Annotated in this window: 26 protein-coding genes; 16 read left to right on the forward strand and 10 right to left on the reverse strand. The window is 69.6% G+C overall.

Features of this window, described 5'->3' with window-relative positions:
* Positions 1-34 precede the first annotated feature (34 nt).
* Positions 35-232, forward strand: a complete 198-nt coding sequence (locus BS83_RS44770) for a hypothetical protein (protein ID WP_157596679.1) — start codon at positions 35-37, stop codon at positions 230-232.
* Between the two features lie 1,297 nt (positions 233-1,529).
* On the opposite strand, the gene BS83_RS00870 is transcribed toward BS83_RS44770, so the two are convergent.
* The 3 genes from BS83_RS00870 to BS83_RS00890 all read right to left on the reverse strand — a co-directional run bounded on the left by BS83_RS00870 (position 1,530) and on the right by BS83_RS00890 (position 5,738).
* Positions 1,530-1,802, reverse strand: a complete 273-nt coding sequence (locus BS83_RS00870; RefSeq protein WP_037599678.1) for a transposase — start codon at positions 1,800-1,802, stop codon at positions 1,530-1,532.
* A 28-nt stretch (positions 1,803-1,830) separates the two neighbouring features.
* Positions 1,831-4,782 carry a beta-propeller fold lactonase family protein gene (locus BS83_RS41125; protein WP_198035078.1) on the reverse strand — a complete coding sequence of 984 codons (2,952 nt, stop codon included), beginning with the start codon at positions 4,780-4,782 and terminating at the stop codon, positions 1,831-1,833.
* 296 nt (positions 4,783-5,078) lie between these two features.
* On the reverse strand, positions 5,079-5,738 hold the full coding sequence (locus tag BS83_RS00890; protein ID WP_232247982.1) for an HD domain-containing protein: 660 nt from the start codon (positions 5,736-5,738) through the stop codon (positions 5,079-5,081).
* Between the two features lie 50 nt (positions 5,739-5,788).
* On the opposite strand from BS83_RS00890, the gene BS83_RS00895 reads away from it, so the two are divergent.
* Together BS83_RS00895 and BS83_RS00900 are read left to right on the forward strand one after the other, a co-directional pair.
* Positions 5,789-7,708, forward strand: a complete 1,920-nt coding sequence (locus BS83_RS00895; protein ID WP_157596685.1) for a putative bifunctional diguanylate cyclase/phosphodiesterase — start codon at positions 5,789-5,791, stop codon at positions 7,706-7,708.
* Between the two features lie 236 nt (positions 7,709-7,944).
* Complete coding sequence (locus BS83_RS00900; protein WP_157596686.1) at positions 7,945-8,412, forward strand: hypothetical protein; 468 nt, start codon at positions 7,945-7,947, stop codon at positions 8,410-8,412.
* A 75-nt stretch (positions 8,413-8,487) separates the two neighbouring features.
* Here the strand turns inward: BS83_RS00900 and BS83_RS00905 are convergent, their stop codons facing one another.
* Positions 8,488-9,123 carry a TetR/AcrR family transcriptional regulator gene (locus BS83_RS00905; protein ID WP_084712992.1) on the reverse strand — a complete coding sequence of 212 codons (636 nt, stop codon included), beginning with the start codon at positions 9,121-9,123 and terminating at the stop codon, positions 8,488-8,490.
* A 136-nt stretch (positions 9,124-9,259) separates the two neighbouring features.
* On the opposite strand from BS83_RS00905, the gene BS83_RS00910 reads away from it, so the two are divergent.
* The 5 genes from BS83_RS00910 (at position 9,260) to BS83_RS48165 (ending at position 14,567) form a co-directional block, all read left to right on the forward strand.
* Positions 9,260-10,285 (forward strand): NADP-dependent oxidoreductase, encoded by a 1,026-nt coding sequence (locus BS83_RS00910; RefSeq protein ID WP_037599686.1) that lies wholly within the window; start codon positions 9,260-9,262, stop codon positions 10,283-10,285.
* A gap of 46 nt (positions 10,286-10,331) precedes the next feature.
* A complete protein-coding gene (locus BS83_RS00915; RefSeq protein WP_037599688.1) occupies positions 10,332-10,967 on the forward strand; it encodes a DsbA family oxidoreductase in 636 nt (211 codons plus the stop codon).
* Positions 10,968-11,272: 305 nt separating this feature from the next.
* A complete protein-coding gene (locus tag BS83_RS00920; RefSeq protein ID WP_232247983.1) occupies positions 11,273-11,989 on the forward strand; it encodes a response regulator transcription factor in 717 nt (238 codons plus the stop codon).
* The gene (locus BS83_RS00925) at positions 11,979-13,892 is read left to right on the forward strand and encodes a sensor histidine kinase (RefSeq protein ID WP_037599692.1); all 1,914 of its coding nucleotides are present in this window, start codon (positions 11,979-11,981) and stop codon (positions 13,890-13,892) included. The genes BS83_RS00920 and BS83_RS00925 overlap by 11 nt, the downstream gene beginning before the upstream one ends.
* A gap of 210 nt (positions 13,893-14,102) precedes the next feature.
* On the forward strand, positions 14,103-14,567 hold the full coding sequence (locus BS83_RS48165) for a hypothetical protein (protein ID WP_269664823.1): 465 nt from the start codon (positions 14,103-14,105) through the stop codon (positions 14,565-14,567).
* Between the two features lie 427 nt (positions 14,568-14,994).
* On the opposite strand, the gene BS83_RS00930 is transcribed toward BS83_RS48165, so the two are convergent.
* The 4 genes from BS83_RS00930 to BS83_RS00950 form a co-directional block, all read right to left on the reverse strand.
* Positions 14,995-15,510, reverse strand: coding sequence for a hypothetical protein (locus BS83_RS00930; RefSeq protein ID WP_037599693.1), 516 nt, complete (start codon positions 15,508-15,510; stop codon positions 14,995-14,997).
* A gap of 565 nt (positions 15,511-16,075) precedes the next feature.
* The gene (locus tag BS83_RS00940) at positions 16,076-16,540 is read right to left on the reverse strand and encodes a hypothetical protein (protein WP_037599697.1); all 465 of its coding nucleotides are present in this window, start codon (positions 16,538-16,540) and stop codon (positions 16,076-16,078) included.
* Between the two features lie 49 nt (positions 16,541-16,589).
* Positions 16,590-16,970: a hypothetical protein gene (locus BS83_RS44775; RefSeq protein ID WP_037599700.1), complete on the reverse strand. Its 381-nt coding sequence runs from the start codon at positions 16,968-16,970 to the stop codon at positions 16,590-16,592.
* On the reverse strand, positions 16,967-17,650 hold the full coding sequence (locus tag BS83_RS00950) for a hypothetical protein (RefSeq protein ID WP_037599702.1): 684 nt from the start codon (positions 17,648-17,650) through the stop codon (positions 16,967-16,969). The genes BS83_RS44775 and BS83_RS00950 overlap by 4 nt, the downstream gene beginning before the upstream one ends.
* Before the next feature lie 123 nt (positions 17,651-17,773).
* On the opposite strand from BS83_RS00950, the gene BS83_RS00955 reads away from it, so the two are divergent.
* From BS83_RS00955 to BS83_RS00990, 8 genes are all read left to right on the forward strand, one after another.
* Positions 17,774-18,217: an Hsp20/alpha crystallin family protein gene (locus BS83_RS00955; RefSeq protein ID WP_084712994.1), complete on the forward strand. Its 444-nt coding sequence runs from the start codon at positions 17,774-17,776 to the stop codon at positions 18,215-18,217.
* Between the two features lie 89 nt (positions 18,218-18,306).
* Positions 18,307-18,573, forward strand: a complete 267-nt coding sequence (locus BS83_RS00960) for an STAS domain-containing protein (protein ID WP_198035080.1) — start codon at positions 18,307-18,309, stop codon at positions 18,571-18,573.
* A gap of 118 nt (positions 18,574-18,691) precedes the next feature.
* Entirely contained in the window at positions 18,692-19,126 is a 435-nt protein-coding gene (locus BS83_RS00965; protein WP_037599706.1) for an Hsp20/alpha crystallin family protein, read from the forward strand.
* 244 nt (positions 19,127-19,370) lie between these two features.
* Positions 19,371-19,688 carry a hypothetical protein gene (locus BS83_RS00970; RefSeq protein WP_037599708.1) on the forward strand — a complete coding sequence of 106 codons (318 nt, stop codon included), beginning with the start codon at positions 19,371-19,373 and terminating at the stop codon, positions 19,686-19,688.
* On the forward strand, positions 19,678-20,202 hold the full coding sequence (locus tag BS83_RS41130; RefSeq protein ID WP_051942300.1) for a J domain-containing protein: 525 nt from the start codon (positions 19,678-19,680) through the stop codon (positions 20,200-20,202). The genes BS83_RS00970 and BS83_RS41130 overlap by 11 nt, the downstream gene beginning before the upstream one ends.
* Complete coding sequence (locus tag BS83_RS44780) at positions 20,133-20,792, forward strand: STAS domain-containing protein (RefSeq protein WP_198035081.1); 660 nt, start codon at positions 20,133-20,135, stop codon at positions 20,790-20,792. Before BS83_RS41130 ends, BS83_RS44780 begins: the two co-directional genes overlap by 70 nt.
* A gap of 320 nt (positions 20,793-21,112) precedes the next feature.
* Positions 21,113-21,310, forward strand: a complete 198-nt coding sequence (locus tag BS83_RS46145) for a helix-turn-helix domain-containing protein (RefSeq protein ID WP_037599710.1) — start codon at positions 21,113-21,115, stop codon at positions 21,308-21,310.
* A 39-nt stretch (positions 21,311-21,349) separates the two neighbouring features.
* Positions 21,350-21,553, forward strand: coding sequence for a hypothetical protein (locus tag BS83_RS00990; RefSeq protein ID WP_037599711.1), 204 nt, complete (start codon positions 21,350-21,352; stop codon positions 21,551-21,553).
* Between the two features lie 120 nt (positions 21,554-21,673).
* Here BS83_RS00990 and BS83_RS00995 read toward each other — a convergent pair whose 3' ends face one another.
* Both BS83_RS00995 and BS83_RS01000 read right to left on the reverse strand, forming a co-directional pair.
* Complete coding sequence (locus tag BS83_RS00995) at positions 21,674-22,201, reverse strand: RICIN domain-containing protein (RefSeq protein WP_037599712.1); 528 nt, start codon at positions 22,199-22,201, stop codon at positions 21,674-21,676.
* 32 nt (positions 22,202-22,233) lie between these two features.
* Positions 22,234-22,749: an RICIN domain-containing protein gene (locus BS83_RS01000; protein WP_037599714.1), complete on the reverse strand. Its 516-nt coding sequence runs from the start codon at positions 22,747-22,749 to the stop codon at positions 22,234-22,236.
* Positions 22,750-22,753 lie beyond the last annotated feature (4 nt).

The following is a 22,753-nucleotide window of genomic DNA, read 5'->3' on the forward strand; positions in this document are numbered from 1 at the left end:
CTTTTGGTGACTGCTGCCTGCCCGGCGCGCCCAGGTGAGTGCCACATTCGCCTCCTGCGCCTATGGCGCCGCATTCGATACGGAACGCGCAGCCAGCTTTGAGACCGAGGCAGCCGCAATCCTGCAGCGCCCTGATGCCGAAGGCCCCTGGACCCTGCTCGCCCTGTTCGATCACAACGGCGCGTTCCGCTTCGCCCGGGCCACGGCCCGGGCACCAGCGAAAGCGAACTGACCATCACCCAGGTCGTCGACGCTCTCGAACACGCGACCACCTGGTACTCGCGCTCACCACTGCGCTGCCAGGTGGTGGGCCGGGCGCTCCGCACAGATCCGTGCCGCGGCCCTGGCGGCGTTGCGGCAGGCACGGCCTCGCTGGGGCGAGAGGAGCCCGCACAGCATGCGCGCCAGCCGGCCGATCAGGATCATGACGGGCCCAGCTGGCGCAGTTGCTGGCCGTAGTCGGTAAGGAGCTGGCGGAGCTGGTCCAGCGACTCGGCGGGATGTCCGCGGGGGCGGTCGTCGCGACGTACCGGGCCGCCGCGACCAGCGCTGCCAGCTCGTAGGCGTGGAACGTGCCGCGCAGCACGGTGGGGCGCAGCCGTTCCAGTTCCATCCGCGCCACCGTGACTCAGGAAGCGATTCCTCCCGGCCGTGAACGGCCGGGGGTCCTCGCTAGATCACGCTGAACCAGGGCGCGAAGGCGGGACGGGTAGTCCCCGACGTCGCCGCGCTGGCTGGCCCGCCGTACTACGACCTGATCCTGCACGGCCGCCCGAAGCCCAATGGCGGCACCAACGCCTCGGTTCCCGCTGTGGGCCGCCCTGATCACGCGGATCAACGCCCAGCTGCCGGCAGGCAAGCAGCAGCGCTTCCTCACACCGCTGCTCTACCAGAACGGCGCTACTGTAACGGTGCCCTGGCCGACATCGGCGTCGGTCACGACAACGCTTCCTTCCCGCAGCCCGGCGTGGGCTACGCGGTCCAGAAGGGGTACGACGCGTGCACCGGCCTGGGCGTCCCCGACGGGGCAGCCCTCCTCGCCGCACTCCAGTAACAGCCCCCAGAATCGGGGCGGGCGCCCGCCACAGAGCAAAAAGAATCACCCTGCAGCCCTGCAGGCCAGAACCCCACTGGATTACGGGTCCGGCGGGGGTTCTGTCGGTCGGGGCTGTCTCTCGTCAGCGGCCTGCGATGCCCGGTCGCTGGCCAGGACGCACCGGATGGTCGGTCTTCTGACCAGCGTCGCCGGGAGGACTCCGTCTGACGGAACGCCGGGCCGGCGCGACGCGTGGGCGCGCCAGTGCCCCGCACCGGTGCTGGCTCACTTTCCAGGGAAGGCGGAAATCCACAGCGCTGGCGGACCGTCGCAATGCCTCCTCCGCGACTGTCTTGGCCTCGGAGGGTTGTCGCCGCGCCCGCGCACCAACTGGGCGTAGATCGGCGCGTTGATCCGCGCAGGGGTGTTCACTGTGGGTTGGGTCCTCCCGTGATGAGGTGCCCGCACGCGCGGGCCCCGGATGATCGGGGGTCTACGGGCCCGCAGCGGTGCGGGGTTGTGCCACAAGTGGCAGCGGTTCCGCGACGTTGACCGCGTCGGGTGCGCCCGGGTGCCCGCCTTGCCGAACGAGGCGGAGCGGGTCGCGGCAGATCACTTCCATGCCGGGGCGGTCGGCCATCCAGGCGGACACGGTGTCGGTGGAGCGGTCAGGCAGCGCGGCGACGACGGGGGCGGGTTTCGAGGGCATCAGGATGGTGGCGTAGACATGGCCGCTACGCAGGGCGAACTGGTCGATGCCCAGCACCCGCGGCCTGGATCGTCGCAGGGACGGCTCAGCCACGGGAGACGAAGTCCGGTGGCTGAGCGGATGCCTGAACCACCAGCACCGATGCGCTGGCCGAGGTGGTACCGACGCGGATGGTGATCGTGTGCGGCCCGGGTTGCTGGCCAGAGTAGATCGCCAGACTGGCCGTCACCGTGCCATCGCTCGCCACCACCGCTTGGACGGACTGAGTGGTCCCGGAAATCGTCACCAGGGCTGTCTGGCCGGGTGCGAAGTGCTGCCCGGTCACGGTGACCAAACCGCCCGGCGCGGCCACCTTGCGGCTCAGGTTCACCTGCGAGACGCCGGAGGGGGCAGGAGGGGTCACTGCGGGCGGGGAGGGGGCGGGGGAGGGTTTGTTGGTGAGAGCGAATGCGGCCCTGGTGAGGACACCGTTCACCTGGACCGTGACTGTGAACGTGCCACTCGTGCCATTCGCGGTGAAGGCCGGTGCCGTGGCTGTTCCCTGACCACTCGTTGTCACGGAGTTGCTGCCCGGGTTTCCCGCGAACGAGCCTGAGGCTCCCGTGGTCGGCGGGACGAACGTCACCGTGAGCCCTGCGGCGGGCGCGTTGTTCTGGTCCGTGACCGTGACGGCCAGCTGCTTGGCGAAAGCCGTGCCCACAGTGGCGGATTGGGGAGTGCTCCCGGCGACTGTGGTGACCGTGTCCGGCATGACACCACCGACCGCCACGGCACTCGGGCCGTTGCCGACGGCCACGGAGGCAAGGTTCTGGTTGGTCGAGGCGTCGAGCACCGAGACGGAGTCACCTCCTGAGTCAGCGACGAATGTGCGGCTGCTGTCCGGGCTCACGGCCACCCCGGTCGGCGTGCCGACCGGAACGCTGCCTGTGATCTGGTTGGTGGTGGGGTCGATGACGCTGACGGTGTTGGAGCCGTTGTTGGCGACCAGCACCCGCTTTCCGTCCGGGCTCACGGCGACCGAGTCCGGTCCCGTGCCCACGGTGACGGTCTGGCTCACCTGATTGGTGGCCGCGTTGACGACGCTGACCGTGTTGGAGCCGTTGTTCGTGACGAAAATCTGGTTGCCAGTCGGGGTCACGGCGATCGCCTCGGGGGTGTTGCCGACGCTGACGGCGTTGACCACCTGGGAGCTGGTGAGGTTGATGACGCTCACCGCGGCGGAGCCGCTGTCGGCGACGAAGAGTTCGCTTCCGTCCGGGCTCACCGCCAGGCCGGCAGGGACCGACCCGACAGGGATGGTGGTGGTGACGTGATCGGTGGTGGTGTCGATGACGCTCACCGAGTTGGAGGTGGCATCGGAGACGAAGGCCTTTGTTCCGTCCGGACTCACTGCCACACCGGCTGGGCTACCACCCGTCTTGATCGTCGCAGTGACCTTGTCGGTGATGGCGTCGACAGCCGTGACGGAGCCCGAGCCCGCGTTGGCGACGAAGACCCGGCTGCCGTCCGGGCTCACCGCGACGGCGGAGGGGCTCGCACCGGTTCCGATGGTGACGGCGACTTTGTTGTCGGCCATGCCGATGACCGACAGCGTGTCGGAGTTCTTGTTGGCGACATAGGCATACGTGCCCGGAGAGACCAGGCTCGAGGGGTCGTTCGTATAGGTGAGAACGGCTGGATTGCTGATTCCGGTCACCGCTGCGGTGATCTGGTAGCTCCCGATCACGTTGTTGGCCGTGAAGGCCGGTGCCTGCACGGTGCCTGCCGTCCCTGTTGTCACCTGGACGGTGTTGGTCGCCCCGGTGAAGGTTCCGCCGGCACCAACCGCCGGGGCGGTGAAAGTGACCGTGATCCCGGCCAACGGGGTCCCGCCGCCGTCCGTCACCGTCGCCGTGATGGGAGTGGCGAAAGGCGATCCGATCTTCGCTGACGCCGTCGCGGGAGTGACGTTGAGGGTCTGCGCATGGACGGTGCCGATCACGATGCCGGTCGGGGTCGTACCGGCCGTGATGGGCGCACCGGTCGTGGTGTTGGTCGTTGTGTCGATCACCGAGACGCTGCCGGCCACAGCACCGGCTCCTTGGTTGGCCACATAGACGTGGTTGCCGTCAGGGGTGACGGCCAGGCCGTGGGGAGCCGTGCCGACCGCGATGGGTGTGCCGACGGTGGCGGCCGCGGCCGGGTTGATTACCGAAACTGTGTTCGATCCGAGGTTGGCGACATACACGTGCGTGCCGTCCGGGGAGACGGCAAGGCCTTCTGGCAGGAGGCCGACCGTGATCGGGTTCGGCAGGGTGGTCTGAGTGCTGGTGTTGATCTCCGATACCTGTCCGGGCGCCGCACCGGAACCGGGCAGGCTGACGAATGCCAGCTTGCCGTCGGGGCTGAACGCGACAGCGTGGGGAGATGCCCCCGGAGGCAGAATGATGGGTGTGGGGGTCGCCTGGTTGGTGGCGGTGTTGATGACGCTGATGTTGTTGGAGCCGCTGTTGGCGACGTAGACGTGCGCGCCGTCAGGGCTCACCGCAATGCCGTTGGGCAAGGTGCCGACGGGAACGGTGGCGATTACCTGATCGGTCTGAGCGCTGATGACGGACACGTTGTCGGCGTTCTGGTTGCTCACGTAGATGTGGCTGCCGTCAGGGCTGACCGCGACACCTACCGGACCGTTGCCGACGGGGATGGGGGCGCCGACCGCGATGTCGGTGGCGGCGTTGATGACGCGGACATCGTTGGTGCTCTGATCGGCCACATACAGGCGGGTACCGGCGGGATTGACGGCAACCCCCGTCGGAAAGCCGCCGACGTTCATCGTGTCCGCCACCGCATTGTTCGCCGTGGCCACGGAAGTCACCGTGTTCGATCCCTCGTTGGCGACGTACGCGTACACGCCTGCGGGTACGACCCCGGAAGCCCGGCCGCCACCCGGCGGGGAGACGAGCAGGATACCCATGACCATCATGGCGCAGGCACCGAGGACGGCCAGAGCGGTCGTCCACATTCTCCGCTGCCCTTTTCCCCGCGCAAGGAAGTCCATTCGCGTCCTCTTCATCACTTCAACGCCTTCGCCGGGGGAGCGGGCTGCCTGGCACGGATCGGGGGCCTGTTCTTCTGGAGCCCAGGCCTCGAGGCGCCACAGCCCCGGGGCTCAGTGAAGACCGGCAGGACCCCACCGTTGCGCAGGCGGCGCATTGACGGCGCGCTCGAAGGGCGGCTCCTCAGGAACAACTTGACGGTGTTCGACTGCCCTTTCGGTCTTCTTGCCCGGAACCGCGCCGCGCCTGCTTGGGTGTTGCTCGATGTCCGCAGCCCTGCCAGCTCGGCGGCGTGCACTCAGACCGACTCCCCAGCCCTGTCCAGGCGGTCGACGACCCGTGCCACGGCCGCGTGGATCAAGGGTTCGGCCCGGGTGATGAACCGTCCCACGATGCTCTCGGTCCCGTAGCGGATGAGGATCTCCGCCGTACGGACGCGCGACGTTGTCAGTTGTCCGTTCAGCGCCGAGGTCATGTCGCAGTAGACCATCGCATCCTGCAACTCCTGCGGCGGCAGTTCGAACTCGCCCTCCAGCGGCTCCCGCAGCTCCCGCAACTCGGCTTCCAGCAGGGCGAAGGTGTGATGGGCGACGAGGGACACCACGCGTTGGTCGACGCCGAGGCCCCGCAGGTACCGGGCACCGTCGAGCGGGTGGAAACCTGTGCGGCTCACCGTGGACGCGTAGCCGATGTCGTGCAACAGGGCTGCAGCGCGAACGACCTCACTGTGCTTGCCCAGGATCGGGGCCAGACGGGAAGCCCCGGCGGCTGCGCCCTGGGAGTGCTCCCACCGTTGCGGGAATTCCCTCGCCAGGAGGCAACGCGCCAGGTCGAAGGCGTGATCGGTATGAGCACCGGACAGCACAGCCGGACTCGTCAGCCGGGCCCGCGGGAAGGCGGACGGACGGGGTGCGCCTTGCGCGCCGGACATGCGTACCGACGGATACTCCTCGGTCACCTTGGCCTCCCGACTACCTGGGGCGTACCTGTGTGTGCCCGAACCTGATCGTGAACGCCGCCGACCGGCCAGACTTGCCCGATCGGTCCGGCGATCGGACAGCCGCAGGTTCGAAAAGGGAGGAGTGTGCGAGCGTCTCCACAAGCCTCTCCGCGCCGACACTTGTAAGCGTGAGCGGCTGCATAGCTGCCGGAGTCGATGAAGTCGATGAAGGAGTCGCCGGCGGTGGTGGCCGCGGCAGAGACGCCGGGAGGCACCGGACGATGAACCAGTCACCACCCCTGGTGCCAGGCCCCCGGATTGACCTTGTGCTGCGGCGCTGGATGCGCGGGCTCGGCGAACGCGTCGAACACGCCCTCAGCCACGCACCGTTGACCGCGGTCTGGTTCTGGACCAGCCGAATCGCCCCTCTGGCGAGCGTGGTCGCACTCGTTGTCGCCACCCAGCACCCCCGTTCCCGGGCGCTGTGGATCGTCGCAGTCGTGCTTCTGCTTCTCGCGGGCATCGTGGGCACCGCCACCGGCAACACTCTCGGCCGGCTCAGCGATCCTCTGACCGGCTTGCGCAACCGACACGGCCTCCTTGAACTCGCCGACAGCAACCTCAAGCGGATGGCCCGGCGTCGCGGGCCGGGCGCCGCCGGCGCCACTGCACTCGTCCTGCTCGACCTGGAGGGATTCCGGGCCCTGAACGACTCGCTGGGTACCAGTACCGGTGACCAGGTGCTGAAGGAGACCGGCCAACGTCTCAACCGCTGGTTCCGTGAGACTGTGCCCGCGCCGCAGGGCCTTCGACGACGTTTCCGCATCGCCGAGGAACGAGGGACGGTCGCACGCTTGGGCGACGACGAGTTCGCCGTCCTCATCCACCACGTCACCGACCCCTCAGCTCTCGAACAGACCGTCCGCGGGCTCCTCGACGAGCTGTCCTCCCCGTACTCCCAGGACGCATGGCCCGCCCTCGCCCTCGAGGTCAATGCCGGCCTGAGCTACCACCCCGATGACGCCGACAACGCCGACGCCCTGTTGAGCCGCGCCGACATCGCGCTGCGCCACGCGCAGTGCCGACGCAGCGGGTTCGAGGTCTACGACAGCGAACACGACGCCGTGCACAGTGCCGAGCGCCTGGGACTGCTCACCGAACTGCGGCGTGCCATGCGTTGCAAGGAGCTACGGCTCCACTATCAGCCGATCGTCGACTTCACCGGTCGCACCACCGCTCTCGAGGCTCTGCTGCGCTGGGATTGCGCGGGACGTGGCCCGGTACCTCCCAACGACTTCGTGCCCCTGGCCGAAGCCAGCGCCCTCGCCCCGGACCTGGCCGATTACGTCCTCGACGCCGCGGTGCGCCAGGCCACCCACTGGTGGCGGCGAGGGATCTATCTCCCCGTCGCCGTGAACGTCTCCGCGCGCGATCTCACCCAGGACGGATTCGCGGCCGCCACTCTCGCCCGCCTCACCCGCAACGGGTTGCCCGCGCACGCCCTCGAACTGGAGATCACCGAACGACTCCTGATCGATGACTGGCAGCCGGCCGTCTCCACACTCGACGAACTGCGGCGCGAGGGCGTCCGGATCTCCCTCGATGATTTCGGTACCGGCTACTCCTCCCTGGTCAGGTTGCGCAGTCTGCCGATCGACACCCTCAAACTCGACCACTGGTTCGTCGCCAGACTGGCTGCCGACGAGGACGACGCCGCAGTGGTGCGCTGCTCTGTCGAACTTGCCCATCTGCTCGGTATGCGGGTCGTCGCCGAGGGGGTCGAGGACCAGTTCATCTGGCAGCGACTGCGGGCGATGGGCGTCGACGCAGCACAGGGCTGGTACATCAGTGCGGCCCTGCCACCGGACCGGGTCCCCTCCTGGTTGCAGGATCACGAGGCCGCCGCGCCCGCTCGGACGAGGACCAGGATGCCGTCCTTGCCGTCCATGCCGCAGCCGCGCACCCGTGAGCCGCTTCCCCCCGCCTGACAGGGGCGTTTCGGCGGGCCGTGGGGAACCGGCCCGGGCCTCTTCGGGTGGTCCTCAGGGGGGGGCTTCACTCCGGCATAAGTTCTTCCGCGCGCAGGGCACGACGGGCTGCCGGCTTGGCCCGCCCCTGGCCGGCCGCGGTCCGTCACCCTGTCACCTGCCCGTTCGGGCAGGGCGAAGCAGGCGGGGGCGCGGCACCCTGTGGGGGGGTCCGACAGCTATCGAGGTGGCCGCCCATGCCTGACAACAATCTCCGTCGTCGCCGCACGCTCCCGGTGGCGGCGCTAGGTTTCACCGCGACGGCACTGTTGGCGGCGGCGTGCGGCAGCGCTACCTTCAACGTGCCTTCCACCCCGGTTGTCTCCGATGCCCAGGTGCCCAGGTCCTACCCCACAGCACCCAACCCGGCGGCCGGCCCGGGCTGGGCGGTCGAGCTGGACATCAACAACATGATCGCAGTGGACTCCGGCTCGGACCCGAACAAGCTCATCCCCTTGTGCAATGCCCTCGGTGACGACGCACGTCAGGCGGTCGGGCATGCTCTGAGCGGCTCGGCCGTGACCGGATACCGATGGAACGCGGTCATGCAGGATCTGCAGACCCAGTCCGCCGCCTGCGTTACGGGCGTCCACAACACGGACCAGCCCTCGGTGGACGAGGCGAAGCGGCAGATCATCGAGGACGGGAACATGCTGATCGGCTGACGGGCCTTCGCCCGGCAGGCCGGGCAGCTCGTCGGGCTTGACCTGGGGGCCTTTGTCCTCCGTCGGGAGGCTGCCCTACGCGACCGGTTCGGGTTCGGCGGCGGTGGGTGCGGTCGCTGCGCCGGCGCGGCCTGCCAGCAGGTGGAAGGCGAGATCGAGTGGACCGGTGAGGGCCGGGTCGCCGGGGGCCGCCTTGCGCGTGATCTGGATGCCCTGGGTCAGCGTGACCAGCAGGCGCGCGGCCTCGGCCGCGTCGATCGCGTCGGAGAGCTCTCCGGTGTCCTGGGCGCGCCGGAGTTGGGTAGTGAAGGCGGCCCGGACGTTGTCGAGGCTGCGGCTTACCAGTGCGGCGACCTCGCTGTCGTGGGGGAGCAGTTCCGCGATGCTGTTGACGCTGAAGCAGCCCGCCGCCGGGCCGCAGGAGGCGTCGGTGACCAGGAGGACCTCAAGCAGGCGGCGCAGCTGGGGGAGGGCCGGGGCGGTGTCGTTGAGGGCGCCGGCCAGGAGGGTGGCCTGGTGTTGCAGATAGCGGTCGAGGGCCTTGAGGAATAGCTGGTGCTTGTCGCCGAAGGCGGCGTAGATGGAGCCGCGGCCGAGGCCCAGCTCGGAGACGAGGTCGCTCATGGTGGTGGCCTCGTAGCCCTTGCGCCAGAACAGGCGCATGGCGAGGTTGAGGATCTCTTCCTCGTCGAACTCTCTCGGTCGTCCCATGCAGCCACGGTACCGAATGGGCGAGGCTGGACCCAGCAGTACTTGACCGAATGTTCCAGAACATCTAAATTGTGGAACGAGCGGTCAACAACAGGGCTGGCCGCATCACCCTCTGCCTGCCTCTAGGAGTCGCGCCATGACCGACACCCCCCGCACCAACCGCGAGGTCCACCTTGTCTCCCGGCCCGTGGGCGAGCCCGGACCGGAGAACTTCACCGTCGTGGACGCCGCGATCCCCGAGCTTGGCGAAGGACAGGTCCTGGTGCGCAACACCTGGATGTCGGTGGACCCGTACATGCGTGGCCGCATGAATGACCGCACCGACTCCTACATCCCGCCGTTCGCCCTCGGGGAGGCGCTCAGCGGCGGCGCGACCGGTGTCGTCGTGGAGTCCCGTGCCGCCGCCACCCCGGTGGGCACTACCGTCATGCACCAGCTCGGATGGCGCGACTACGCCGTCCTGGACGCGACGACGGTCACCCCGATCGACACCTCGCTGGCACCCGCGGAAGCCTACCTCGGTGTCCTCGGCATGCCGGGCCTGACCGCATACGCGGGCCTGGTCGAGGTGGCCCCCGTGGCCAAGGGCGATGTGGTGTTCGTCTCGGGTGCCGCCGGCGCCGTGGGCAGCGTGGCGGGCCAGATTGCCCGGCAGCTCGGCGCCTCGCGGGTGATCGGTTCGGCGGGCGGCCCGGAGAAGGCCCGCAAGCTGGTCGAGGACTTCGGCTTCGACGCCGCCATCGACTACCGCGCCGGCTCCGTGGCCGAGCAGCTCGCCGCGGCAGCGCCGGAGGGGATCGACGTCTACTTCGACAATGTCGGTGGCGAACACCTGGAGGCGGCCATCGGTGCGATGCGCCCGCTCGGCCGCATCGCCCTGTGCGGGGCCATAAGCCAGTACAACGCCACCGAGCCGGTGCCCGGCCCGAGCAACCTCGTCACCGCGATCGGCAAGCAGCTCACCCTGAAGGGCATGCTCGTCGGTCAGTACTTCCCCCTCGCTCCCCAGTACATCCAGGCCGCGGCCGGATGGCTCGCCAGCGGCGCGCTGCGCTCCGAGCAGACCGTGTTCGAGGGCATCGACCGGGCGCCGGACGCCTTCCTCGGCATGATGCGCGGCGCCAACATCGGCAAGATGCTGGTCCACCTCGCCGCCGCGTAACCCCGAAGCCAAGGCGGAGCCCTGGCAGCACGTCACAGGAGAAGCAGTGAAAGTCGAGATCTACTCGGACCTGGTGTGCCCTTGGTGCTACATCGGCAAGCGGCGGTTCGAACAGGCCCTGGCCTCCTACGCGGGGGCTGATGAGGTGGAGGTCGTGTACCGGCCGTTCCAGCTCAACCCGGCCACCCCGGAAACGCCGGAGCCCGCGGCCGCGGCCTACGGGCGTAAGTTCAGTACCGACCCCCAGCCGATATTCGACCACCTCACCAGGGCGGCGGCGGCCGAGGGCCTCACCTTCCGCATGAACGACGCGATCTCGGCCAACACCCTTCAAGCCCACCGGCTGCTGTGGTTCGCCGCCCGCCACAACTTTCAAGCGGAGGTCAAGGAGCGCCTGCTGGCGCTCCACTTCACCGAGGGTGGCAACATCGGCGGCATCGAGGAGCTCACGGCCGCCGGCGCGGCGGCCGGGCTGGACCGTGACGAAGTCGCGGCCTTCCTGGCCTCGCACGAGGGAGAGGCCGAAGTCCGGGCCGAGCTCGGCGAAGCCGCACAGCTGGGGATCTCGTCCGTGCCGACCTTCGTGTTCGACGGCAAGGTCGCCGTCCCCGGGGCCCAGAGCCCGGAGTTGCTAGTCGAGATCCTCGAACGAGTCGCCGCCGGGGAGTTCGACGCGAGCTGACGGTGTGTCCCGGGCGGCCGAGCACCGCTGCCGCCCGGGAACCCGGTGCAGTGATGCGTCAGCCGAAGCAGGCCGGGGTGAGTGTGCCCAGGCCGATGGCGTGATCGTAGCCACGGGCGGCGGACCGGCCTTGGTCCTGGGCGAAGGTGTCGAGGAGCAGCCCTCAGATGCCGTTATCCGTGACGACGGCGATCTGCTGGGTGGGGTCCAGTCCGGGGTCGGTGATCGTGGTAGGAGTCGGCGGGCCCGGCGTAGATGAAGAGGGTTGGCGAAGACGCTGATGGTGGACTACATACGATCGCGACATGCGCGCTGATGTGATGGTCGCCGAGGACGACGAGAAACAGGCCGGTCTGGTGCGGCTGTACCTGGAACGCGAGGGACACGCGGTCACGGTGGTGTCCGACGGCCGTGCGGTGCTGGACCGGGTCCGGCACCATGAGCCCGACCTGCTGGTGTTGGATGTGATGATGCCCCACCTCGACGGTCTCGAGGTGCTGCGTGTCCTTCGCGGCGAGGAGCGGGAGCTGCCCGTGCTGATGCTGACGGCCCGGTCCACCGAGGACGACCTGCTGACCGGCCTCGGCCTGGGCGCCGACGACTATATGACCAAGCCCTACAGCCCCCGCGAACTGGTGGCCAGGATCCGCACACTGCTGCGCCGCACCAAACGCACGACGAGCCCCGCTGGCCGAGGCGTATCCGTGGGCGGGCTGCGCGTGGACCCGGACCGGCACGAGGTGTCCCTTGACGGTGTCCCCGTTGACTGCACACCCGCGGAATTCAGGCTCCTTGAGGCGATGGCGGCCGAACCCGACCGGGTCTTCACCCGGCAAAGACTCCTGGAGGAGTTGCACGGCTTCACCCGCTACGTCAGTGACCGCACCGTGGACATGCACATATCGAATCTCCGCAAGAAGCTCGAACCCGAGCCGCGCCGTCCGGTGCGCCTGCTCACCGTCTTCGGCGTCGGCTACAAGCTGACCGACCCCACGACAGCAACCCGCCATCATGCTCGCTAGCCGTGCCCACGCCGGTCTGCTGTCGCGCGGTGGGCGGGGCCCGCGTGCGGGGCTGCCACTGCGCAGGAGCCTGCTGGGCCGTCTCCTCGGCGTCTTCGCCCTGGTCGCGGCGTGCTCGGTGGCGGCGACGGCTTGGCTGGCGACGCAGACCACGACGGCGGCTCTCAGACAGGAACAGGGGCAAGCCCTGGCCGGTGACTCCCGGATCTACGACGCCCTGATCGGCTACGCTGCCACCCACCCGCGGTGGGACGGCGTCGACCAGGTCCTGCGGAACTTGGCTTCGCAGTACGACGTGCGAATCATCCTGACTACGCCCAATCGCCAGCTCCTGGGAGACTCCGCGAAGAACGCCCACCCCGATCAGCTGCCCGCCCGCCCCGCAGCGGTGGTGGACCCCTTGAACGTCGACCTCACCATCTCCGGCGCCGGCGGCACACCATCGCCCAGGGCACCGGAACAGATCGATGCCCGGGCGGTCGGCCCGTTCCGGCTGACACAATCCGAGCAGGACCAGCTCCAGCACAGAGCGGACGAGGCCGCGGCCTGCCTGCGCGGCCAGGGCGAGAACCCGGAGGTGGTCGAGGGGCCGTCCGGACGCCCGAGCATCCAGCCGCAAGCCCCCGCCCCCGACGGTGTGCCCGAAGAGGCTACGTGCCCAGATCCGGGACTGAGCACCCCGACGGCGACGGAACGCCGGGCGCTCCAAGCACTGACCGGCCTGACGAATGCCTGTCTCAGCCGCCAGGGAATCCCGGGCGTCGTGCTCAACCTGGACTACACCTGGCAATCAGTCGGCGGAGCCGCGGACACGCCGGTGGCGGTCGACCAGTCGCTCCAGAACCAAGATGCTGTGGCCTCGTGCATCGGCACGGCCCGGCGCGAGCAGCTGAGCCCGTACGTCGCCCGGCCCGCCCTGCTGTTCATCAGCGACCCAGGCCGCGCGGACGGCACCGCGCTCACCCTTCCCGACACCGCGCGCATCGCCACCGCCGCCGCGCTCGTCCTCCTGGTCACCATCGGCATATCCGTCGTCACCGGATGCCGCCTGGTGCGTCCCCTGCGGCAGCTGACCGCGGCAGCCCAGAGGATGAAGAGCGGTACCGACACCACCCCTGTCACCGTCGGGGCCGACAACGAGATCGGCCGACTGGCCGCAGCGTTCAACGACATGGCCGAGCACCGCAGGCGTCTGGAGGTCCAGCGTGAAGCGCTGGTCAGCGACGTCGCACACGAACTGCGAACTCCCTTGAGCAACATCCGCGGTTGGCTCGAAGCCACTCAGGACGGCCTCACCGAACCCAACCCAGACCTGATCGCCTCGCTTCTGGAGGAAGCCGTCCAGCTCCAGCACATCATCGACGACCTCCAAGACCTCGCCCAAGCCGACGCCGGCGCCCTGCGTCTGCACCTGGAGCCGGTCGACGTGACGGACCTGCTGCACCAGATCGCCGCCGTCCATCAGATCCAGGCCGCACGCGCCAGCATCACCTTGACCGTCTCGGCGCCCGACGATCTCCTCACCCTCACAGCGGACCCCATCCGGCTACGGCAAGTGGTCACCAACCTGCTCACCAACGCCCTGCGTCACACACCGCAGGGCGGTCAAGTCCACCTGTGCGCCCGCACCGACAGCAACGGCCCGACCGCCGACACCTGCGACCCGCGGGCGCGAACCCTCACGTTGGAGGTCACGGACACCGGAAGCGGTATAGCCGTCCAGGACCTGCCCCGCGTCTTTGACCGGTTCTGGCGCGCGGACCGCTCCCGCAGCCGTCACACCGGCGGCAGCGGACTGGGGCTGGCCATCGTGCGCAAGCTCACCGAGGCCCACAACGGCACCGTCACCGCGGCCTCCGAAGAAGGCACCGGCGCCACCTTCACACTGCGGTTTCCCCTCTAGGCGAGAGCACCCCGAGGAGCACGGCACACCCCAGCCGGGACACACGAACGACTTGGAGTCGGTGAACGCGCTGCCCTCTCGAATCCTGACGAGATGACCACACAAGCCTGACATCCGGCTGACAAGCTCTTGCGAGGATCACGGTCACCGGACCAGCCGCCCGCGCCACAGCGCGCCGCCGGCCCGCATCGAACCGTCAGGAGATCCACGATGTCCTCCCACCGCTATCCGTCCCGCCGCAACCTCCTGTGGACCACCGCCCTCACCGCCACGATCATCGGCGGCGCAGCGCTGTCCACCGCATCCGCCTCCGCCTCCGCCATGGCGACCCCCGCCCGGCATGCGGTACCCACGGCTGCCCCCCATGCAGTGCCTTCGGGCGTCCCGTACGAGGTCGGCTCGGGCGCGCCGCATGCAGTGCCTTCGGGCGTCCCGTACGAGGTCGGCTCGGGCGCGCCGCATGTAGTGCCTTCGGGCGTCCCGTACGAGGTCGGCTCGGGCGCGCCGCATGTAGTGCCTTCGGGCGTCCCGTACGAGGTCGGCTCGGGCGCGCCGCATGTAGTGCCTTCGGGCGTCCCGTACGAGGTCGGCTCGGGCGCGCCGCATGTAGTGCCTTCGGGCGTCCCGTACGAGGTCGACTCCGGCAGTCGGTACGAGGTGGCTACTCCCCACTGACCCGACCTGAGTGCGGGCCTGCCCTGTATCGAGTCGGACATGGGGCTGGTTTGTTGCCCGCACCGCATCCGACCGTCTGCGTGGAGCAGGCAGCTACGGCAGAGACGCGTTGCCGCAATGTACCTCCAGCCGGATCTCCACCATCGGCCCGGCGAGAGCGCAGAGGGCACCTCTCGGTGCCGCGTGCCGAACCTCCCTGATGCTCCGCCCGGTTTCCTGTCCCGGGCGGTCCGCCGGCCCCGGCCGTGCCCTTCCCCCCGTGGGGTACGCCGGGGCCGGTCACGTTTTAGGTGATCACTGCCCACGGACGACGCACCCGGGCCCGCCCCAACTCCGCATTACCGCCACCCAATCTAACTGCTGCCTGACGTGACGACAGTCCCTGTGTGCAACGGACGAGGAAGTGTCCCGGCCTGGAGCGCCTGCGTCAGCTCGTGCCGTTGTGCGGGCCAGCAGCGGAAGCGAAGCGGTCCGTCCAGCGCGACCAGTCCGCGATGGCCGTCGAGCCGCTGCAGACGGCCCACGTGTTTCGCACAACGCCGTCGTGGGTGGCCGACCCTTGGCCTGGCACGCGCGAGGCTTGCCGCTCGAAGGCGCTGTGCGGCGCAAGAGTGATCTCGTTCGGCGTGACCGAGTACCGGCCTGGCAGCAGGTCGGTACCGGTGGCCACCAGGAGCACCGCCGTAAAGGGGGAGGGCCAGTGTTCGAAGACCTGGCGTGCCCCAGGATCATCCCGGGTCAGGGTGTGGCCGTTGATCGTGATCTTCAGGTTTTCGTGGCCTTCGCGGACTTCCATGCGCACCTCGCCCGCCAGGCTGGCGATCTCGTACCAGCCGCCGGGGACCTGTTCGATCAGGTCGACCGCCTCGACGCCGTCGATCAGTGAGCCGACCGGATCGAAGCCTGACGATGCCCGCCCGCGGTTCTGCTTGCGTCTGCCCACGCCGCCACTCTCCTCCGCCTGAGCTTGTTTCCCGCACGGCACGCTATCGGGTCCAGCGACAGGTGCAGGAGAGCGTGGACGCCGTGTCGCTCGGCGGGTTCACCGCCCCGATGTATCGTCAGCAGACAAACCGGCTGGACAACTTGACAATCCCGTTATCGACCTCACGAACTCGCCATGGATCAACGGGGTTTCGCCGCTGCTCGGAGCCGCGCGACATATGCTCGGGCTCGGAGCGGCATTGGGCGGGAGGCAAATCGCCGCGCACCCCACAGCCTGGACGTCCTGCGCACCCACCTGGCCTTCCTGGCCGAGGCCCGCCGGCGCGGCGACGATTACGGGCCACTGGACTGGGATCCCATCCAGATCCTCCCCACCACGGTCAGCAGGGCAGAGCGGTGACCACCGCTGCCGTGGAGGCGCCACACACGATCTCCGCCGGACGGGCTGGGCGAAGCGTCGGTCCGGAGGCGAGGGTCGCGGCCAGGTCCAATCTTTGCTTGAGCATTGATTTGCCGCCAACGCTCCGAGGTCGCCTGCGGGCTGTCTGGGTCGCGGGGTGCGATCAGATGTGACTGAGGGGCTGGTAGGGCTTTTCGGGGCGGGCGTGGCCGTGGCGAGCGGTGCCGTAGCAGGACAGGAAGAGTTTCCAGCCGTCGCGACATTCGAGCGTCGCGCCGTAGCGGACCGCGGGCGGGTTCGGGCGGATGCTGTACCGGTCGGCACGCAGTACCCCGCCGGTCGGGTCGTCCGCGCCGGCCGCCGTGGCGACCAATGCCTGCTCGACCAGGGCCACGGGGACCGACTGGCCCGTCAGGTCTGGCACCTTCTCGCCTGGGGCTTCGTCGCTCGCACCGGTGGTGGGGGCGGGGCCGCTGGCGCCGGTGATGGTCCACCACACCTGGCCGCCGCTGGCCAGGGTGAGGGTCAGTCCGTAGGGGCTGTCGTCGTCGCGCTTGCCGGCGTCGGTGATGCCGGGAATGGTCGGGGCACGCTCGATGAGCAGCTGCTGGAGGTCGGCTGGAGTCATGGCGTCGGCGGGGGTCGGGGACGACAACGCGTCGTCGCAGTGGGTGCTGTCAGCGGGTGGTGGTGTAGCGGGCGGGATCGCGCCAGGCGCCGCGCGGGTCTGCGGGGCGAGCGTGGGCGGGATGGGCGGGGTGGTCGTGCCAGAAGCTTGCGGCGGTCTCGAGCGCGATCCACAACGCGTGGGCGCGGATCCGTGCGGGGGCGATCGCCTGCGGGTCGGGGGTGCGGGCCGCCTGGTCGACGTAGGTGAGGATGCCTCGCACCGCGTCCTCCACGCTGTCCTGCAACTGCTGGGCGCCCGGGTGCCCGGCGGCGTGGGCGTCGCGAACGCGGTCGCGCAGGAACCAGGTGAGCGCGGTCAGGCTGCCGGTGGTGAACGGGTCCACGGTGTGGAGTGCTTCGCCGGTCACATCGGTCGTGGGGGTGGTCATGGTGTGTGGGTGCGGCGTTGGCGGTCGCTGTCGGCGCGCAGTCGGTCGGTGCGGGCGGTGAGTTCGTCGAGGCGGTCGGCGATCCTCGGATGGTCAGCTTCCAGGAGGGGGCGGGCTTCGGCGAGGGGAGCGAGGAGACGGGCCGGGTCGTTGTCACCGAGGGCGTCCAGCAGGCGCTCTATCGCGGGGGCGGCGCCGGCTCCGAGGTCGTCGAGGGCGCCGATCTGCCCGGCGAGGCGGCGCAGGTCGGCGGCGTTGTCGCGGGCCCAGGTGGTGACCGCGCGGTCGGCGGCGCGCTGGTCGCGGGCGGCCTGGACGCGTTGCTCGCCGGTGCTGCCGGCAACGGTGCCCGCGTCGGCGTTGGGGCGCAGGCGCAGGTAGCGGCGCTCTGCGGCCTGCCGGCTCTGGACTCCCAGGGGTTCGGCGAGGTCGGCCCAGGTGGCCCCTGCGGTGCGGGCGGTTTCGATCAGTCCGGTCTCCCAGCCGGCGAGTTCTTCCCGCACGTGACGCAGCGTCATCAGCGCCGCCAGTGCCTGGCTCGGGTCGTCCTGACCGGCGGCGTCGGCGGGGGCGTGGCGGGCGGTTCGGGCGGCGGCGTCCATCATGCCCAGCGCGGCAGCTGCGGCCAGGAACGAAGCCGGGCCCACCCCCGCGGCCCGGTCGGGATCCTGCACATCCATATCGTCACTCTTTCGCTGACCCAGTGTTTGTCATCGCCTAGACGACATGCTACAACAGTTGTCGTCCGCACCACACCGGTGCGAACCCCGAAAGAGACCTGCCCGGACCGGAGGTGTCCGACGATGTCCATGCGCACTGCGGTGAACCACCAGGCGCCCCCCGGATCCGGGGCACGACCGAGGCCGATCCCGATGGACGCCTGGCGCGAGACCGATCGCTTCGTGATCGCCCTCGACCTGCCCGGCATCCCGATCGAGGCGATCGACCTCGAGGCGCACGGTCAGATGGTGACCGTGCGGACGCAGCGCCGTCCCGCCCCGCGCGGGCAGGGAGCCCCCGCACAGGTCGCCGAGCGGCCGCACGGGGTGCTCGAACGCCGGATCCAGCTGGCCGACACCCTGGACGCGTCCCGCATCCAGGCCCACCTGGCCGACGGCGTCCTGACCCTGACCGTCCCCATCGCCCAGGCCTCCCGCCGCCGCACGATCACCGTCCACGCCGGGCAGGACAGTCGCTCGCACCGGGCGGCGGACGAGTCCGGCCAGGCCGTTCCCGCAGCGGCATGAGTCCCCAGGCAACGATGCCCCGGCGGCGCTCCCTCGACCCACACTCCCGCCGAAACCGCCGACCAAACGGCGGCGCGGGGATGGGAGTGGTGCGCGCCGCAGGTGAGCTCGACTGGGCCACCACGCCTGCTCTGCGGGCCCGACTACAGCGTGAGCTGGAGTCGCATCCCGGCGGCGTGGTGGTGGACCTGACGCGGGTGACGTTCGCCGACTGCGCCGCGCTCGGGACGCTGATCGCCGCCCGCAACCATGCCGCCGAACTCGGGCGCCGGCTGAAGCTGCGCGGCACCCCGCCCCCGGTGACCCGACTCCTGAAGGCCACCGGCACTTATGCCCTGTTCCCTCAGGACGCCTGACCATCCGAGTCACCCAATAGGCGACAGGTGGAACTTGTCGCTGAAAGGGTTACGTGTTATGACGGATGTGTGAGCGCGTCGATACTCGCCCGTTGATTCGATCAGGAGGTGCTCGACGATGTTGATGCGCACTGACCCCTTCCGCGAGCTGGACCGGATCACCCAGCAGATGTTCGGAACCACCGGCACCTGGTCGCGCCCGTCCGCGATGCCGATGGACGCCTGGCGTGACGGCGACACGTTCTACGTCCAGTTCGACCTGCCTGGCATCAGCCCGGACGCGATCGACCTGGACGTGGAGCAGAACGTGCTGACCGTCAAGGCCGAACGCCGCCCGGCCGAACGCGGCGACGGCGCCGAGGTCCAGGTCTCCGAACGGCCGCTGGGAGTGTTCTCCCGGCAGCTGTTCCTCGGCGACACCCTCGACACCGACAAGATCAGCGCCGCCTACGAGGCCGGCGTGCTCACCCTGACGATCCCGGTCGCGGAGACCGCCAAGCCCCGCAAGATCCAGATCAGCGGCGGCGACGACCGCAAGGAACTCCAGGCCTGACCCCATCGGGCCTGGTACCCCGAAGGAACCGGTGCCGCGCGGACGGAAACTTCACTCTCCCCCCGGCCGTCCGCGCGGCACCCCGACGACCGCCCCGCCCAGCCGGGGCCATGAGCTCCAGACCCGGACCAGGCACTCGGGCCTGGAACGCAAGGAAAAGGGGCGGGTGCCGCGCGGCACCCACGGGCTTCTCCCCGGGGCCCCGGGCCGCGCGGCACCCCGATCACCTGCGAGGTGCACTCCCATGACCACGCAGACCACCGAGGCCGTCCAGGCCGCCGCTTCCGTGGACGAGACGTTCTGGGACATCATCCTGGCCGATCCGGAGCTGGCCGCGGCCCAGTTCGCCCCCCTCGCCGAACCCGAAGGTCCGCCCCGACGGCGTCTGCCGCCCGCGGACCGACCCGGATCCGGCGGCCCCCAGCGGGCGCACAGGTCGGCCCCTATCGCGGGCCGAGGCATTCGCGGTGGCGGGCGTGGCGTCCCGGCCGTGGCGGCGGGCACGGTCCGCGGCCCGCCCACCTCACCCCTGGCACGGGACGGAGGCCGTGATGACGCGTGAAAAGCCCAAACCGTCCGACCCGTACCGGGTCCTCGGGATCGGCCCGGACGCCAGCCGGGCCCAGATCACCAGCGCCTACCGGGCCCTGGCCAAGTACTGGCACCCGGACACCAACCCCAGCCCCGACGCCCCCGAACACCTCGCCCGCGTCATCGACGCCTACCAGCAGCTGCAATGCCCCGCCGCCCCCGCGGCCGACCCCGGCGGAACCACCCGCGACGATCCGCCGACCCACGTGGCCCCCAGACCACCCCGGCCGCGGGGCGCGACCGTCGTGGCAGGACCGGTCCGCGTCCACGGTCTCCCCCCAACCTGGGGCAGTGGGCCCCAGAGGTTCGCGCACCGCGAAGGAAGGGCAATGGAGAACTCCCCCTGGCCGAACCACTCACACCCACAGTCGGGACGGATGACTACCGAGATCCGGGAACTCTCCGGAGCGGTGGTATGCCAGGTGGTTGGCCCCATCGACCGCTCCACCGGGTCACGCCTGACCCACGCGCTGAATCTCGCCTGACCCGGACCACACCACCAAAGGAGCTACAGGTCGACCTCTCCAAAGTCGACCTGTTCACCGCCGACGGACTGCGCGTGCTGCTCGCCCTGCGGGACGCCGCCAAGCTCCGCCACGTGCCAGTCGTGCTGCTCGGCCCCAGCCCCGCAGTCAACCGCCTCCTGCAGGCCAACGGCACACACGAGCGGTTCACCACCCGCACCGCCACCACCGTGTCCACCGCCGTCGACCCAGCCCTGAACCACCTACGCCACCGAACCAAAACGGGTCAGTGGACGCCAACCGGCCGGGACCGCGCGGCGCTCACAGCCCTCCTACCCCGACTGGAATGGGCGGACCCCGCCCACCTGCCCCGCAGCGCGCCGACCGCCGAACGCGCCACCCGCATGCAAGCCGCCGCGGCCGCCCTGGCCACCGCCGCCCTAGCCACCCGCGGTGAACTCGCCGAACTCCTCGCCCAATACGCGACCGCACTCGCCCACATTGAGAACGACCCCGCGCAGCCCTCAGTGACCACTCCCGCCGTTCTGAACGACGCCGGAGACGCACTGCGACGCCTCATCGCCTTCCTCGAAGTGGCGGCCCATCCATAGCGTCGAGGGGACGAACGCGCCCACGTGCATCGACTCAGCGAACGGTCCGCAGAGAGCCCGCCTGGCAGGACTGCGCGCCACCGGCCCGCGAGCCCGCCACCGTGACGGCCGCTGTATGCCAAGCCGTCCTGGCCAAAGGAGGAGCGCCCGGGCCCACTCACATATGGCCCCGGCGATGGCATAACGTCCATCCCATGCCGAACCGCCCTATCTACAGCCCGGCCGAGCAACAGCAGATCAGCACGCGGGCGAGCCTCGCACGCGCCGCCTGGTCCGCGGGCAGACAGGATGGTATGCCGTCAGGAAAAGGAACGCCCACCGTGGAGGAAGAGAATCTCGGGCAGGCCGCCCTCGCGGTCGACGCCGCCAAGCAGGCCCTATACGCGGCCCGCCGGGACCTGGCCACAGCCGTCATCACAGCGCGCCGCGGTGGCATGTCCGTCTCCCGCATCGCCGCACGCACCGGCCTGGACCCCGCTAGTGTTCGCAACATGCTCGCCGCCAACGGGCTGCGGTAGGGAACCCACCCTGGGGGAGACGGAAGCCCGGGCAACCACATGGTCCTCTACTCCTGCAACGCGGGTTCCACGAACGACACGTACTTCAACTGGGTCTTCAAGGGCAACGGCCTCCAGGTTCAGCCGAAGGTCGCATCCGTCAACTGCATCAACTCCTGGGGCGGCCTCTACCAGGGCGCACAGGCCCGCCTGTACCCCTGCGCCGACGTCCAGGAAGATAACGTCCTCTCCCTCCCGCTGTAACTCCATCACGGCATACCGCGGCCCCGCCTTCCGATGATCGGAAGGCGGGGCCGCGGTATGCCGGAGCCGCTCCTACAACTGCCCCAAGGGCGAGGTCATCCACCCGTGGGAAGCCGGCTGTCAGGCTGCGGTCGACTGCCAGGGGGCCTGGGGGATGATGATGTCCTCGTTGTCGACCTGCGAGCAGGGGTAGAGCTTGGCCGGGTTGCCGTTGGCCAGGCCGCCCCAGATGTTCAGGCAGGTGTTGAGTGCGGACCGCGGCTGGATCGGGTGCAGCCAGGGGTCGCCGACCCAGTTCCAGGTGCCGTCGGCGTTGCCGTTGCAGTAGTAGAGCTTGATGTCGTTGCCGGTGTTGTCGCCGCCCTGCCAGTTGTTGGCGCACAGGCTGGGGTTCGTCTTCGACTGGAGCTCGAAGTGGTAGCTGTCGGTCTTGATGTAGTTCCAGATCTGCGCGTCGGAGTTGTTGCACGTCCAAGCCTGGAGATGCTGGCCGACGACGGCGTTGTTGCCGGGGATGTCCAGGCAGTAGGCGCCGCCTTCGAAGACCACGACGATGTTCGAGTAGTCGGCGTGCGCCGGGGCGACGCCGATGGTGAGGGCGACGAGCGGGGCCGCGGCGGCGGCCAGGACGACGAGACGCTTTCGCACGGGTAACTCCCGGTCGTAGTAGTCGGGAGGGTTCAGGCGTAGGCGATGACGACGTTCTCGTTCGAGTAGTCCCCGCACTGGTAGAGCTTGGCCGGGTTGCCGCTGGCCAGGCCGCCCCAGATGTTCAGGCAGTTTTGCCAGGCGCTCTTCGGCTGGATCGGCTTGTTGTAGGAGCCGCCGACGTTGTTCCAGGTGCCGTCGGCGTTGCCGTTGCAGTAGTAGAGCTTGATGTCGTTGCCGGACACATCGCCGCCCTGCCAGTTGTTGGCGCACAGGCCGTTCGTCTTCGACTTGAGCTCGAAGTGGGTGCTGTCCGTCTGGATGTAGGTCCACAGCTGCGCGTCGTCGTTGGAGTCGCACGGCCATGCCATGAGCTGCTGGCCGACGACGGCGTTGTTGCCGGGGATGTCCAGGCAGTAGTCCGGGCCGCTGCTGCCCTGGAAGACCACCTGGGAGTAGTTGGACGTTGCGTGGGCCGGGACGGCGCCGAGGGTGAGGGCGACGAGCGGGGCCGCGACGGCGGCCAGGGCGGTGAGGCGCTTGCGCATGGGG

The organism is Streptacidiphilus rugosus AM-16 (assembly GCF_000744655.1).
Taxonomy (GTDB): domain Bacteria; phylum Actinomycetota; class Actinomycetes; order Streptomycetales; family Streptomycetaceae; genus Streptacidiphilus; species Streptacidiphilus rugosus.